The organism is Rhodovulum sulfidophilum DSM 1374 (assembly GCF_001633165.1).
Taxonomy (GTDB): Bacteria; Pseudomonadota; Alphaproteobacteria; order Rhodobacterales; family Rhodobacteraceae; genus Rhodovulum; species Rhodovulum sulfidophilum.
In genome coordinates, this window is sequence record NZ_CP015418.1 from 3,776,939 (window position 1) to 3,790,520 (window position 13,582).

A 13,582-nucleotide genomic window follows, 5' to 3' on the forward strand; every position below is an offset into this window, starting at 1 on the left:
CAGGCTATCTATAAATGGAGATTCGCCATGACCACGATACCGACCGAGAAACACCGCAATCCCGGCCTGCATGCCGCGGCCGGCGCGCTTGGCCTTGCCCTGATCGCCTCGTTCTGGCTGTCGACCCTCGGCGCCGAGCTTTTCGGAACGACGGCCCAGATCGTGGCGGTCAAGACCGCGATCCCCTACGGGATCGTCCTGCTGGTGCCCGCGCTGATCGTCGCCGGGGCGGGCGGGACCCGGCTGGCGCGCGACCGCCGGGGCCCCCTTGTCGCCCGCAAGTCACGGCGGATGCGGATCGTCGCGCTGAACGGCCTGCTGATCCTCGTGCCCTCGGCGCTGTTTCTGGCAAAAAAGGCGGCCACACAGGATTTCGACACCGCCTTTGTCCTGGTGCAACTGGCCGAACTGGCAGCGGGGGCGGTCAATCTCACACTTCTGGGCGCCAACCTGCGCGACGGGCTGGCGATGCGCGACCGCCGCCTTGCCCTGCGCTGAACGTCCGCCGAACGTCGCTTTCGGAATGGACTTGTCGGCGCCACGGGCCACCTTGGCAGGAAAGGGAGGCGCGCATGGACCTGTCCGTTTTCGACATCTTCAAGATCGGCATCGGCCCTTCCTCGTCGCATACGATGGGGCCGATGCTGGCGGCGGCGCGGTTTCTCCACCTGCTGCGGGGCTCGCCCTTCCATCCGGTCGGCCTGCGCGCCTCGCTGCATGGCTCGCTGGCCTTCACCGGGGTCGGCCATGCCACCGACCGGGCGGTGATCCTCGGGCTCGACGGCTTCACCCCCGAAACCTATGATCGGGACGCCGCCGAAGAGGCGCTGAGGCGGATCAGCACCGAGGCCGAGGTCCGCCCCAAAGGCCTGCCGCCGCTGCGCTTCGATCCGGCATCCGATCTCGTCTTCGATCACGACCGCGCCCTGCCCGGCCATGCCAATGGCATGATCCTCTCGGCCATCGACGCAGAGGGCGACATCCTGACCAGCGAGACCTATTACTCGATCGGCGGCGGCTTCGTCAGGACCGAGGCCGAGCTTGCCGCGGGCGAGACCGACAGGGGCGGCGGCACACGCCCGCTGCCCTACCCCTTTGCCAGCGCGGCCGACCTGCTTGAGCTGGCCAGAACCTCGGGCAGGTCGATCGCCGCCATGAAACGCGCCAATGAAATCGCGCGGATGGGCCCCGAGGCGCTCGAGACCGGGCTGGCGCGGATCTGGTCGGCCATGTCGGATTGCATCGAACGCGGGCTGGCCACCGACGGCCAGCTGCCCGGCGGCCTCGGCATCCGTCGGCGGGCCCATGCGATCCACAACGCCTTGCTGGCCGAACGCGGGATGAACCTGACGGCGCCGCACACGATCAACGACTGGATGAGCGTCTATGCGATGGCCGTGAACGAGGAGAACGCGGCCGGCGGACAGGTGGTGACGGCGCCGACCAATGGCGCGGCCGGGGTGGTGCCCGCCACCATCCGCTACTGGCTGACCCATGTACCCGCGGCACAGCCCTCGAAGGTCGGGGATTTCCTGCTGACCGCCGCGGCGATCGGCGGGCTGATCAAGAAGAATGCCTCGATCTCGGGGGCGGAATGCGGCTGTCAGGCCGAGGTGGGCTCGGCCTCGGCGATGGCGGCGGCAGGATTGGCGGCGGTGATGGGAGGCTCGCCCGAACAGGTCGAGAATGCGGCCGAGATCGCGCTCGAACATCATCTGGGCATGACCTGCGACCCGGTGAAGGGGCTGGTTCAGGTGCCCTGCATCGAGCGCAACGGCCTGGGCGCGATCAAGGCGGTCTCTGCCGCCTCGCTGGCGCTGCGCGGCGACGGGCGCCATTTCGTGCCGCTCGACGCCTGCATCGAGACCATGCGTCAGACCGGTCGCGACATGAACGAGAAATACAAGGAAACCGCGTTGGGCGGGCTGGCCGTCAACATTCCGAATTGCTGAGGGACCGTCCGCCGCCTTCCGTAGCGGCGCCCCGGCCGTGTCTTATCCGTTCATCTTCGAGAGCTTTTGCTGCAGCTCGGCAAGCTGGCGCTTTATCTCGTCCAGTTCGCGCTCCTCGCCCTCGCCGGCTTCTCCTTCCGCGCCGGGCGCGCCGCTCCAGCCCCCCGTCATCGCTTTCAGGAAGGCTTCCTGCTGAGCCTGGATCGCGCCGAGACCCGGCATCGCCATCGGGTTGATGCGACCGAAATTCTCCATCATCTTCGACTGGCTGTCGCGCAGCATCTCGAAGCTTGCGGCAAGGAATTGCGGCACGACGCTCTGGGCCGAGCTGGTATAGCTGCGCACGAGATCGTTAAGCACGTTGATCGGCAACACGCTCTCGCCCTTGCTCTCGTGCTCGGCGATGATCTGAAGCAGATACTGGCGCGTCAGGTCGTCGCCGCTCTTGAGATCGACGATCTTAACGTCCCTGCCAGTCCGGATGACCTTGGCGATATCCTCCAGCGTGACGTAATCGCTGGTCTCCGTATTGTAGAGACGCCGACTGGCATAGCGCTTGATCAGAAGCGGCTCTTTCACGTCACTCACGGACTGTACTCCTCCCCGCTGGGTTCGCCGCCGGTGTTGCAGCGCAGCAAGCTTAGGCGCAGCGGCCGCAAAAAGAAAGGGCGGGTGCAGATGCACCCGCCCTTCCGGAACCGGTCCGGCCGCTGGCGGCCGGGATCAGCCGGACATGGCGTCCGATCAGGCCTTTTCCGACGCGACGGTGGTGGCCTTCTTGGCAGTCTTGGTGGCGGTCGCGGTGGCTTTCTTCATCGCCGAGGTCGCATCCTCGGAGAAGTCCTTGCCCGCGGCCAGCATCAGCTCGACGGTTTCCATCTGGACCTTCTTCGCCACTTCCGCGAAGGCGGCCATGTTCTCGGCAGCCATCTCGGCCGAGGACGACGCGAAGTCGGTCATGGCCTTGGTGTAATCGGTGGGCTCATCCTTGAGCGTCGCCACCTCGCCGACCTTGGACAGGGTGTCCTTGGTCCACTTGGAGGAAATCTCGGTCGACTTCTCGGCGGCCTCGAGAGCAACCTTGGACATCTTCTCGGCAAGGGCGGCCTGGGTCTTGAAGGCGTCCTGCATCGTGGTCGGGTCCATCGAGAACGCCGACATCATGTCCTGCATCATCTTGGTAAAGTCTTGTGCGTCAGCCATGGGTCTCTCTCCTCTTACGGGTGACCTACACCCGAACTCTGCTGTGATCCGAGACTGAATATACACGCTGCAACGCAGCATTTCAAGATTATTTTGCTGCAGCGCAGCATTGCAGGCAAGACCCTGATGTCAGGTGGCTTTCTTCCCCATGACATAGGTTCCGGGGGCATCTCCGAGCAGCGGACGCCCATCCGCCCCCGGCTCGCGAGCGGGAACCTGCCGACCCGAGCGCCGTTTCAGCCAGGAATCCCAGCGCGGCCACCACGAGCCCTCGGTGAAGGCGGCATCCTCGCGCCAGCGGTCGGCGGCAAGATCCTTCATCGGCGCGTCATTTACGTAATGGCCGTATTTCTTGCGGTCGGGCGGGTTCACGATGCCCGCGATATGGCCCGATTGCGACAGGATGAAGGTCTTGCTGGTCGAGCCCATCTTGCGCACCCCTTCGTAACTCGACCTCCAGGCCGCGATATGGTCGGTCTCGCAGGCCACGGCGCAAAGCGGCAGGCGGACCTCCGAGATATGCACCCGCTCGCCGCAGATCTCGAACCCCTCGGTTGCGAACCGGTCCTGCTGGCAGAGCCCGCGCAGGTACTCGACCGCCATCCGCGCCGGAAGGTTGGTCGAGTCGCCGTTCCAGTAGAGCAGGTCGAAGGCGGGCGGGGCTTCGCCCATCATGTAATTGCGGATCGCCGGACGGTAGATCAGGTCGTTCGAGCGCAGGAAGGAGAAGGTCCGCGACATGAAGAAACTGTCGAGATAGCCCTTCCCCGTCACCTCGCGCTCGATCCCGTCGACGAAGTCGTTGTCGAGGAAGACCCCGACCTCGCCCTGGTCGGAAAAGTCGGTCAGCGTGGTGAAGAAGGTGGCCGAGCGGATCGAGCTGTCGCCGCGCTTCTGAAGCAGCGCCAGGGTCAGCGCCAGCGTGGTGCCCGCGATGCAGTAACCGACCGCGTTGATCTTCTCTTCGCCGGTGATCGCCTTCACCTCGGCAATCGCGGTCAGATAGCCTTCCTCGACATACTGATCGAGGCCGACATCGGCATAACCGGCATCGGGATTGACCCAGGACACGACGAAGACCGTATAGCCCTGCCCGACGAGCCAGCGGATCAGGGATTTCTGCGGCGTCAGGTCGAGAATGTAGAACTTGTTGATCCAGGGCGGAAAAATCATGATCGGAGTGGCGTGAACAGTCTCGGTCGCCGGACTGTACTGGATCAGCTCCATCATGCGGTTGCGGAACACCACCTTGCCCGGTGCCGTCGCCAGGTTGCGGCCGACCGCAAAGGCCTCGCGGTCGGCAAGCGTGACGAGGATCTCTCCGTCATTGGCCTCGATGTCGCGCACCAGGTTCTCGAGCCCGTCGACCAGAGACTGGCCGTCGGTCGCGGCCGCGCGTTCCAGCGCCTCGGGATTGGTGCCGAGGAAATTCGCGGGCGACATCAGATCGACGATCTGCTGGGTGAAATATTCCAGCCGCCTCGCATCGCGCGGATTGAGCCCGTCGATATCCTTGACCGCGCTCGAGATCGCCTCGGCGCTCATCAGGTATTGCTGCTTGATGTAGTTGAAATAGGGATGGGTCTGCCAGAGCGGGTTGGAAAAGCGCGGATCCTTCGGCGTGCTGTCGGGCGGCGCCTGCAGCTTGCCGCGCGCCAGCGCCTCCTGGGCCTCGACGAAATGCTTGAGCGCCTTGCCCCAGTAGGACACCTGATGCTCGATCAGCTTGGAGGGGTTCTGCATCATCTCGGCCATGTAGGCGGCGGTCGCCTTCATGTAGAGATCCTGCCCCGGCGCCTGCAGGTTCGGGTCGATGCGCCGCTTCTTCGACATCGCCGAGACCAGTCGTTCCGTCAGCTCTTCCAGCTTGACGAGATTCTCGTTCAGCCGCTCCAGATTGGTGGCCGGCGCATCATCTTTTATTGTCACGGCGTTGTTTCCCCCTTAACCTTCGCAGATGCAGCATGGGCGCCAGGCCGACCGCTCGGCCGACCCCCGATATACCATCGCAGATGGAGTGGCGAATGAAATTCATGACGACCTACGACCTGATGGAGACCGCGCGAAACACGAACCAGTGGTTCGGAGCCACCGCCCGCGCATTGGGGTCCTATCCGGCCGTCGCCATGGTTCCCTCCCCGCTCTTCCGGATGGTCGCCGCCTGGGGCGAAGTCACCGAACGCGCCTTCGCCCGCATGGTGGCAAAGCCCGACTGGAACATCAACACCGTGGTGGGCGCCGACGGGCGCGACCATATCGTCTCGGTCGAGAAATCCGTGACCCGGCCGTTCGGCGATCTGATCCATTTCAAGGTACATGGCAGGCCGCAGATGCGGCGCCGGGTGATGCTGGTGGCGCCGATGTCGGGACATTATGCCACGCTGCTGCGCTCGACCGTGGCCAGCCTCTTGCCCGATTGCGACGTCTATATCACCGACTGGCACAATGCCCGCGACATTCCGGTTTCGGAGGGCAAGTTCGACATCGAGGATTACACCCTCTATCTGGTCGATTTCCTCAAGCATCTCGGCCCCGACACCCATGTCATCGCGGTCTGCCAGCCCGCGCCGCTGGCGCTGGCCGCGACCGCCTATCTGGCCGAGGAGGAACCCGCAGCCCAGCCGCGCAGCCTGACCCTGATCGGCGGGCCGATCGATCCCGATGCTGCCGCCACCGACGTCACCGATTTCGGCCGGCGGGTGACCATGGGCCAGCTCGAGCATCTGGTGATCCAGCGGGTCGGGTTCAAATATGCGGGCGTCGGGCGGCTGGTCTATCCGGGCATGCTGCAGCTGGCCTCGTTCATGTCGATGAATGGCGACCGCCATACCCGCGCCTTCTCGGAGCAGATCCTGCGCGCAGCCAAGGGCGAGGCGGGCGATCACGACAAGCACAACCGCTTCTATGACGAATATCTTGCCGTGATGGACATGACATCCGAGTTCTACCTGACGACGGTAGACCGGATCTTCAAGCGGGGCGAGATCGCCCGGAACGCCTTTTCGGTCAACGGCCGCAAGGTCGATATCGCGGCGATCACCGATGTTGCCGTCAAGACCGTCGAGGGCGCCAATGACGATATCTCGGCGCCGGGCCAGTGCATCGCCGCGCTCGATCTGCTGACCGGACTGCCCGACCACAAGAAGGCCAGCCATCTGGAACCCGGGGCAGGCCATTACGGCATTTTCGCGGGCAAGAGCTGGCGCAACAACATCCGCCCGCTGGTGCTGGACTTCATCGACGCCAATTCCGGCGATCCGCAACCCGCGCGGGCCCATCTGAAAACGGTCTGACGAAGACCCGTGCCCCGAAAGGGCGCGGGCGCCTGCGGCGCGCGGGTATTTGCACCAAGAAGAAGACCCCGAGGCAGAGTCTTCGGGCCGGCGTCCTGGGTCGGGGCGGTCAGCCGATCTCGAGGATGGCGCTTTCGATCAGGGCGAGGGTCTCGGGCGTCGAGAAGCGGTGATCGGCGCCCTTGACGAGCGTCAGCCGCAGATCCTCGGCCTCGATCCGCTCGAGCAGCCGAAGCGCGACGCGGGTCTCGACATCCTCATCGGCCGTGCCCTGCAGAAGCCGCACCGGGAAGCCGAAGGCAAGCGGATCGCGCAGCACCAGGTTGCGGCGGCCATCCTCGACCAGACGGCGGGTGATGACATAGGGGCTGTCGGCATAGGCCGAGGGAAGCTCGACCCGGCCGGTTTCGGTCAATTCGGCGCGCCGGGCATCCGAGAACCCCGCCCACATGCTGTCCTCGGTGAAATCGGGCGCGGCGGCGATGCCGACGAGGCCCGCCACGCGTTCGGGCAGCGCCCGGGCCAGCAACAACGCGATCCAGCCGCCCATGGACGAGCCCACAAGCACCTGCGGCCCCTCGGTCAGCGCCCCGAGCGCGGCCCGGGCATCGGCCGCCCAGTCGCCGATGGCGCCCTCGTCGAAGCGACCCGAGCTCTGGCCATGACCGGAATAGTCGAAGCGCAGGAAGGCGCGGCCCTGCGCCTTGGCCCAGGCCTCGAGATGGGTAGCCTTGGTACCTTCCATGTCGGACATGAACCCGCCGAGAAAGACGATGCCGGGCCCTGCCCCCTCGGTCCGGTGATAGGCCAGGCGCCGGCCCTCGGGCGTGGTCAGCATCTGCGGTTCGGTCATCGGCCCCGGTCTCCTTCTCGGATGTCGTCGATTGCCGCCGGACGCTAGGCGGGCGCCGCGGCCGAGGCAAGCCCTGCTGCGGCGGGGGCTCTTGCGGGCGGCGCCGAATTGGGGTTTGCTCCGGCCATGACAGGACCCCGTTTCACCCCGCTTGCCGACAGCCTGCCCGCGACCGTGCCCTTCATCGGCCCCGAAACGCTGGAGCGCGACCGCGGTCGCCCGTTCCGGGCGCGTCTCGGCGCCAATGAAAGCCTGTTCGGCCCCTCGCCGAAGGCGATCGCCGCGATGCAGGCGGCGGTGCGCGAGGTCTGGAAATACGGCGATGCCCAGAACCACGAATTGCGCCTGGCTCTGGCCAAGGCGCATGGGGTGACGCCCGACTGCATCATGGTCGGCGAGGGGATCGACGGGCTTCTGGGCTATCTGGTGCGGCTCGTTGTCGGACCGGGCGATCCGGTCGTGACCTCGGAGGGCGCCTATCCGACCTTCAACTACCATGTCGCCGGTTTCGGCGGCGCCCTGCACAAGGTGCCCTATCGCGACGACCGCGAAGACCCCGAGGCGCTGATCGCCAGGGCGGCCGAGCTGAAGGCCAAGCTGGTCTATCTGTCGAACCCCGACAATCCGATGGGCACATGGCTGCCCGCCGGGCAGGTGCAGGCGATGATCGAGGCGGTGCCCGAGGGCACGCTGATGGTGCTGGACGAGGCCTATATCGAATTCGCCCCCGAGGGCACCGCCCCCGCCATCGACCCTGAGGACCCCCGGGTGATCCGGTTCCGGACCTTCTCGAAGGCGCATGGGCTGGCCGGGGCGCGGGTGGGCTATGCCATCGCCGCGGCACCGCTGATCACGGCCTTCGAAAAGGTCCGGAACCATTTCGGCATGTGCCGGATCAGTCAGGCCGGGGCGCTGGCCTCGCTGGCCGACACCGCCTGGCTGGCCGAGGTCAAGTCCCAGGTCGCCGAGGGACGCGCCATGATCGCCCGGATCGCCGAGGCCAACGGGCTGAGCGCCCTGCCCTCGGGCACCAATTTCGTGACCGTCGATTGCGGCGCCGACGGCGATTTCGCGCGGCGGGTGCTGGCCGGACTGGCAGAGCGCGACGTCTTCGTACGCATGCCGGGCGTCGCGCCGCTGGATCGTTGCATCCGGATCGCCTCGGGGCCGGAGGATCAGCTGACGGTTCTGGCCGAAGAGTTGCCGAAGGCGCTGGCGGCGGCGCGGGGCTGAGCCGCGTTTACACATCGCCGGCCGATTCGTGGCAGTCTGAGACCATGTCCGACCGCCCCATACGCCCTGCCGAGCCCTATATCCGCGCCTTCCTGGTGTCGGGCTTCTTCGCGTTCTTCGTGTTGCTGATCCTGGTCTGGGTCACGGCCGGGTATGGCTGGGCGCTGGCGCTTGGCGGCTCGATCTGGCTGGCGCTGCATATCGGCGCACCCTGAACCCCGGCTATAGCGGCCACAAAAGCGGGATCAGCGCCGAGGACAGCAGCCCCATGGTCAGGTTCAGCGGAATGCCCACCCGCAGGAAATCGGTAAAGCGATACCCGCCCGGGCCATAGACCATCATGTTGGTCTGATAGCCGATCGGCGTGGCAAAGCTCGCCGACGCGGCGATCATCACCGCCACGACCAGCGGCCGCGGATCGACGCCAAGCGCTTGGCCAAGCCCCACCGCGATCGGGGTCACCACGACCGCGACCGCATTGTTCGAGACCAGCTCGGTCAGCACCGAGGTCAGAAGATACATCGCCCAGACCACGAAGAAGGGCGGCAGCTGACCCAGATAGGGCGCAAGCCCGTCGACGATCAGCTGGACCGCGCCCGAAGCCTCGAGCGCCGCGCCGACCGCCAGCATCGCGAAGATGAGCGCAAGCAGCCGCCCCTCGACGAAGGTGAAGGCCTCTTCCGCATCGATGCAGCGCGTTGCCAGAACCAGCGCGACCGCCACCACCGCCAGCATCAGGATCGGCGCGACGCCCAGCGCCGCCAGCGCCACGATGGCCACCAGCGCACCGATGGCGATGGGCGCCTGGGTCCGGCGATAGGCGCGGCCCGAGGGATGGGTGATATCGACCAGCCCCATATCGGCGGCCAGTCGCTTGATGTCGCCGGGCGCGCCCTCCAGAAGCAGCGTGTCGCCGACACGCACCACCAGATCGTCGAGCTGGCGCCCGATATTCTGGTTCCGGCGATGCGCCGCCAGCACATAGACCCCGTATTTCCGCCGCAGCCGCAGCGCACTCAGCGTCTGGCCGATCATCTTGCAGCCGGGCGAAATCAGCACTTCGACCGTCGAGGTCTCGACCGCCGAAAGCTGGTCGACCCGGCGCAGCGACTTGTTGCGCTGAAGCGACAGAAGTTCGGTCACCTGGGTCCGCAGCACCACCCGGTCGCCGACCTGCAGCGTCACCCCCTTGAGATCGCGGCGAAGCGAGACGTCGCCCCGGACCACGTCGATCAGGCGGACGCCCTCGCGCTTGAAAAGCTGCACCCCGGTGACCTCGCGGCCGATCAGGTTGCTTTCGGGCGGGATCACCGCCTCGGTAAAGAACTTCATCTTCGACTTGTCCGACAGGAGGTCGGCCATGCTGTCGCGGGCGGGCAGAAGCCGCGGCCCGAAGACCCGCAGATAGATCATGCCCCAGAGGATCAGCACCAGCGCCAGCGGCGTGATCTCGAAGATCGAGAAGGGTTCGAGCCCCTGCGTCCGGGCGACACCGTCGACCAGCAGGTTGGTCGAGGTCCCGATCAGCGTGAGCGTGCCGCCGAGGATCGCGGCATAGCTGAGCGGGATCAGAAGTTTCGAGGCAGAGACCCCGAGGCTCCGCGCCAGCTGGACGAAGACCGGCAGCATCACCACCACCACCGGCGTATTCGAGACGAAGGCGGACGAGATCACCACGAACGCCATCAGCGTGGCGATGGCCCGCCGGGGCTTGTGCTTGCCGCTGCGCTCGGCGGCATGGATCACCCAGTCGAGCGCGCCGGTCCTGACCAGTGCCCCCATCACCAGGAACATCGCGGCGATGGTCCAGGGCGCGGGATTCGACAGCACCCGCAACGCGTCCTCATAGGGCAGGATACCGAGAACCAGCATCACCGAGGCGCCGCAGATCGCGATCACCTCGGTCGGATAACGCTCGCGCACGAAGGCCACGAACATCGCGGCCACGACCGCCAGCGCCAGCAGCGCCATGCCGGTGGGGGGGAGCGAAATCGGGATCATCGACGGCCCTTCACTGGCTTCAGGACGAGTATGTGCGCCCGGCCCGGCCTCGGCAAGCGATCCGGCCGGGTCCGAAAGGATCGTGGCGGCCCAAGCGGATTTCACCACCACGCCGCCCGCCGCAGCAGGGAAGACCGCCCCGGGGGCGTCCGATCGACCCGCAGGGGGCTGCCGTCACGGCGCGGCCTGCTCCAGCCGTCCGCCCTGGCGGATCATGCGCACGCGCGTGGCGCGGCCGGTGCGGTCGTCGGTCTCGACATAGACGCCCGAAAGCGTCGCCTCGCCCATGGCCGGGGTGAAGCGCGTCTTGGACATGCCGGTGACGAAGCGGCGCATCGGCTCGGCCCGGTCCATGCCGATGACCGAGTTGTAATCGCCGCACATGCCGGCATCGGTCAGATAGGCGGTGCCGTCGGGCAGGATCTGCGCGTCGCCCGTCGGCACATGGGTATGGGTGCCGACGACAAGGCTGGCACGGCCGTCGCAATAATGCCCCAGCGCCATCTTCTCGGAGGTCGCCTCGCAATGCACATCGACCACCGCCGCCTGGGCAAGCCCACCCAGCGGATGCGCCTTCAGCACGGTCTCGATGGCCGAGAAAGGGTCGTCGAAGGGGCGTTTCATGAAGACCTGGCCGAGGATCTGCGCCACCAGCACCTTGCGCCCGCCCCGGGCGTTGAACAGCCGCGCGCCCTTGCCCGGCGCGCCCCGGGCGAAGTTCAGCGGCCGCAGGATACGCGGCTCCTGCTCGATGAAGCTCAGCATGTCCTTCTGGTCGAAGGCATGATCGCCAAGCGTCACGCAATCGGCCCCGGCCTCGAGCAACCCCTTGGCATGGGCTGGCGTCAGCCCGGCGCCCGAGGAGGCATTCTCTCCGTTGACCACCACGAAATCGAGGCCCCAAGCCTCGCGCAAGGCCGCGAGACGGTCGGCCACCGCCGACCGGCCCGACCGGCCCATCACATCTCCGAGAAACAGCAATTTCATGACCGTCACGCCTAGGACGGAGCGGCGGCGCGCGCAAGCCTCTTAGGGCAGGATGACTTCCGTCTCGGTAACGATGGCATCCAGCGGCAGGTCGGTCGGCTCGGCCGGAAGATCGGGCATTTCCTGGGCTGCATAGGCCAGCCCGACCGCCAGAACCGGCCCTTGGGCTCGCAACAATGCAAGCGTGCGGTCGTAGAAACCGCCGCCATAGCCCAGCCGGATGCCGCGCCGGTCGAAGGCCAAAAGCGGCACGATCAGCACCTCCGGGACCATCGGTCGCGCCCCGGCCGGGACGGCCACGCCGAAGGGACCCGCTTCGAGGGCGCAGTCCGGCGCCCAGAGCCGGAAGCCGAGCGGCTGCCCCCTGCCCTCGATCACCGGCACACCGACCGGCCCGGATGCGGCCAGACCGGCCATTGCCGGGCGCGGATCCAGCTCGGTCCGGATCGGCAGATAGCCCGCGGCGGGACGGCCCCGTTGCGGCGCCAGGACCGTCCCGAGCCGCGAACGCGCCGCCGCGCCCCGCTCCGGATCATGCGCCTCTGCCCGCCGCGCCTGCGCCTCGGTCCGAAGCGCTGCCTTCTCCTCGGCGATCAAAGCAACACCATCGAGGCGAGACCGAGGAAGGCGAAAAAGCCCACCACATCGGTCACCGTGGTCACGAAAGTGCCCGAGGCCAGCGCCGGATCGACCCCGCACCGGTCGAGCATGACCGGCACCAGAATGCCCGCCAGCGCCGCGACCCCGAGATTGATGATCATCGCCGCCGCGATCACCAGCGCCAGCGTGCCCGAGCCGAACCAGATGACCCCCACGATCCCCATCAGCAGGGCGAAGAGCAGACCGTTGATGGCCCCCACCGCCAGCTCGCGCCGGACCACGCGCCAGACGTTCGAGCCGGTGAGGTCCTTGGTCGCCAGCGCGCGGACCGCCACGGTCAGCGACTGGGTGCCGGCATTGCCGCCCATCGAGGCAACCACGGGCATCAGAACGGCCAGCGCCACCACCTGCGCGATCGCTGCCTCGAACTGGGCGATCACCAGCGAGGCGACGATGGCGGTGCCCAGATTGACCAGCAGCCAGGGCACACGCTGGCGGCAGGTCTCTATCACCCGGTCGCTGAGACTGCCGTCGCCGACCCCGGCCAGCCGCAGGATGTCTTCCTCATGTTCCTCGTCGAGAACGGCCATGGCGTCGTCGATGGTGATGATCCCGACCAGACGCCCGGCATCGTCGACCACCGGCGCCGAGATCAGGTGATACTGGTTGAAGGCATAGGCGACCTCGGATTCCTCCTGGGTCGCGGGAATGGGCCGGAAGCTTTCCTCGTAAAGCTCGCTCAGCCGGACCGACCGGCGCGAGGCCAGAAGCTTGCCGAGCGTGACATAGCCCACCGGCCGGATGCCCGGATCGACCACGATCACATGGTAGAACTGGTCGGGCAGCGCGTCCTTCTGGGCGCGCAAATGGTCGATGGTCTCGCCCACCGTCCAGTGTTCGGGCGCGCGCACCACCTTGCGCTGCATCAGACGGCCGGCGGAATATTCCGGATAGGTCAGCGCCTGCTCGACGGCCAGCCGGTCGGCATCCTCCAGCGCATTCAGGATGACCGCCTGCTGCGGTTTGTCGAGATCTTCCAGCAGGTCGACCACGTCGTCGGATTCAAGCTCGCGGACGGCCTCGGACAGGACCTCCCGCGGCAGGAAGGCGATGACCTCCTCGCGCAGGCTTTCGTCAAGCTCCGACAGGACCTCGCCATCGAAGAAGCCCGAGCCCAGCAGCAGGATCTCGCGCCGGTGGCCGCTGTCGACCTGTTCCAGAAGGTCGGCGATGTCGGCCGGGTGCAACGGTTCGAGCAACTCGCCGAGGCGGGCCCGGTCGCCCGCTGCTACGGCAAGGCGGATCGCGGCAACCGTCCGGTTGTCGAGACCGTAGCCCTCTTCCTCGGGGTCCGTCCTGTCGATGACCTCGTCTTCCATGCCTGCCTTTCCGCCGCCCTGTCGGTACCATAACCATTGCCCGTCGCAGGCAACAAGCTCGGATGCGGAAACACCCGGCTG

Annotated in this window: 13 protein-coding genes; 5 read left to right on the forward strand and 8 right to left on the reverse strand. The window is 66.7% G+C overall.

Annotated features, from left to right (window positions below; genetic code table 11):
• Window positions 1-27: 27 nt before the first annotated feature.
• Both A6W98_RS17600 and A6W98_RS17605 read left to right on the forward strand, forming a co-directional pair.
• Window positions 28-498: a hypothetical protein gene (locus A6W98_RS17600; RefSeq protein WP_042463837.1), complete on the forward strand. Its 471-nt coding sequence runs from the start codon at window positions 28-30 to the stop codon at window positions 496-498.
• Window positions 499-572: 74 nt separating this feature from the next.
• Window positions 573-1,952 (forward strand): L-serine ammonia-lyase, encoded by a 1,380-nt coding sequence (locus tag A6W98_RS17605; protein ID WP_042463839.1) that lies wholly within the window; start codon window positions 573-575, stop codon window positions 1,950-1,952.
• Between the two features lie 42 nt (window positions 1,953-1,994).
• On the opposite strand, the gene phaR is transcribed toward A6W98_RS17605, so the two are convergent.
• From phaR to A6W98_RS17620, 3 genes are all read right to left on the reverse strand, one after another.
• Entirely contained in the window at window positions 1,995-2,540 is a 546-nt protein-coding gene (phaR, locus tag A6W98_RS17610) for a polyhydroxyalkanoate synthesis repressor PhaR (RefSeq protein WP_042463841.1), read from the reverse strand.
• Between the two features lie 156 nt (window positions 2,541-2,696).
• A complete protein-coding gene (locus tag A6W98_RS17615) occupies window positions 2,697-3,155 on the reverse strand; it encodes a phasin family protein (protein WP_042463843.1) in 459 nt (152 codons plus the stop codon).
• Window positions 3,156-3,284: 129 nt separating this feature from the next.
• Window positions 3,285-5,084, reverse strand: a complete 1,800-nt coding sequence (locus tag A6W98_RS17620) for a PHA/PHB synthase family protein (RefSeq protein WP_042463846.1) — start codon at window positions 5,082-5,084, stop codon at window positions 3,285-3,287.
• A gap of 95 nt (window positions 5,085-5,179) precedes the next feature.
• Between A6W98_RS17620 and phaZ the strand changes: the two genes are divergently transcribed.
• The gene (gene phaZ / locus A6W98_RS17625; protein ID WP_042463848.1) at window positions 5,180-6,448 is read left to right on the forward strand and encodes a polyhydroxyalkanoate depolymerase; all 1,269 of its coding nucleotides are present in this window, start codon (window positions 5,180-5,182) and stop codon (window positions 6,446-6,448) included.
• 109 nt (window positions 6,449-6,557) lie between these two features.
• Here the strand turns inward: phaZ and A6W98_RS17630 are convergent, their stop codons facing one another.
• Window positions 6,558-7,301: an alpha/beta fold hydrolase gene (locus tag A6W98_RS17630; protein ID WP_042463850.1), complete on the reverse strand. Its 744-nt coding sequence runs from the start codon at window positions 7,299-7,301 to the stop codon at window positions 6,558-6,560.
• 126 nt (window positions 7,302-7,427) lie between these two features.
• Here A6W98_RS17630 and A6W98_RS17635 point away from each other — a divergent pair, with 126 nt between their 5' ends.
• Complete coding sequence (locus A6W98_RS17635) at window positions 7,428-8,534, forward strand: pyridoxal phosphate-dependent aminotransferase (protein WP_042463852.1); 1,107 nt, start codon at window positions 7,428-7,430, stop codon at window positions 8,532-8,534.
• 44 nt (window positions 8,535-8,578) lie between these two features.
• Window positions 8,579-8,749 (forward strand): hypothetical protein, encoded by a 171-nt coding sequence (locus tag A6W98_RS21280; protein WP_155734838.1) that lies wholly within the window; start codon window positions 8,579-8,581, stop codon window positions 8,747-8,749.
• 7 nt (window positions 8,750-8,756) lie between these two features.
• On the opposite strand, the gene A6W98_RS17640 is transcribed toward A6W98_RS21280, so the two are convergent.
• The 4 genes from A6W98_RS17640 to mgtE form a co-directional block, all read right to left on the reverse strand.
• Window positions 8,757-10,535 carry an SLC13 family permease gene (locus A6W98_RS17640; RefSeq protein WP_042463853.1) on the reverse strand — a complete coding sequence of 593 codons (1,779 nt, stop codon included), beginning with the start codon at window positions 10,533-10,535 and terminating at the stop codon, window positions 8,757-8,759.
• 174 nt (window positions 10,536-10,709) lie between these two features.
• Window positions 10,710-11,522, reverse strand: a complete 813-nt coding sequence (locus A6W98_RS17645; protein WP_042465352.1) for a TIGR00282 family metallophosphoesterase — start codon at window positions 11,520-11,522, stop codon at window positions 10,710-10,712.
• A 42-nt stretch (window positions 11,523-11,564) separates the two neighbouring features.
• Window positions 11,565-12,119 carry a 5-formyltetrahydrofolate cyclo-ligase gene (locus A6W98_RS17650; protein ID WP_042463855.1) on the reverse strand — a complete coding sequence of 185 codons (555 nt, stop codon included), beginning with the start codon at window positions 12,117-12,119 and terminating at the stop codon, window positions 11,565-11,567.
• Complete coding sequence (mgtE, locus tag A6W98_RS17655) at window positions 12,116-13,501, reverse strand: magnesium transporter (RefSeq protein WP_042463857.1); 1,386 nt, start codon at window positions 13,499-13,501, stop codon at window positions 12,116-12,118. The genes A6W98_RS17650 and mgtE overlap by 4 nt, the downstream gene beginning before the upstream one ends.
• Window positions 13,502-13,582: the final 81 nt, after the last annotated feature.

What these genes read in the sequence shown, in the direction of transcription:
- A6W98_RS17600 (WP_042463837.1), top strand. Translation starts at nt 28, where the DNA reads ATGACCACGATACCGACCGAGAAACACCGCAATCCCGGCCTGCATGCC.
- A6W98_RS17605 (WP_042463839.1), top strand. Translation starts at nt 573, where the DNA reads ATGGACCTGTCCGTTTTCGACATCTTCAAGATCGGCATCGGCCCTTCC.
- A6W98_RS17615 (WP_042463843.1), bottom strand. Translation starts at nt 3,155, where the DNA reads ATGGCTGACGCACAAGACTTTACCAAGATGATGCAGGACATGATGTCG.
- phaZ (WP_042463848.1), top strand. Translation starts at nt 5,180, where the DNA reads ATGAAATTCATGACGACCTACGACCTGATGGAGACCGCGCGAAACACG.
- A6W98_RS17630 (WP_042463850.1), bottom strand. Translation starts at nt 7,301, where the DNA reads ATGACCGAACCGCAGATGCTGACCACGCCCGAGGGCCGGCGCCTGGCC.
- A6W98_RS17635 (WP_042463852.1), top strand. Translation starts at nt 7,428, where the DNA reads ATGACAGGACCCCGTTTCACCCCGCTTGCCGACAGCCTGCCCGCGACC.
- A6W98_RS21280 (WP_155734838.1), top strand. Translation starts at nt 8,579, where the DNA reads ATGTCCGACCGCCCCATACGCCCTGCCGAGCCCTATATCCGCGCCTTC.
- A6W98_RS17640 (WP_042463853.1), bottom strand. Translation starts at nt 10,535, where the DNA reads ATGATCCCGATTTCGCTCCCCCCCACCGGCATGGCGCTGCTGGCGCTG.
- A6W98_RS17645 (WP_042465352.1), bottom strand. Translation starts at nt 11,522, where the DNA reads ATGAAATTGCTGTTTCTCGGAGATGTGATGGGCCGGTCGGGCCGGTCG.
- mgtE (WP_042463857.1), bottom strand. Translation starts at nt 13,501, where the DNA reads ATGGAAGACGAGGTCATCGACAGGACGGACCCCGAGGAAGAGGGCTAC.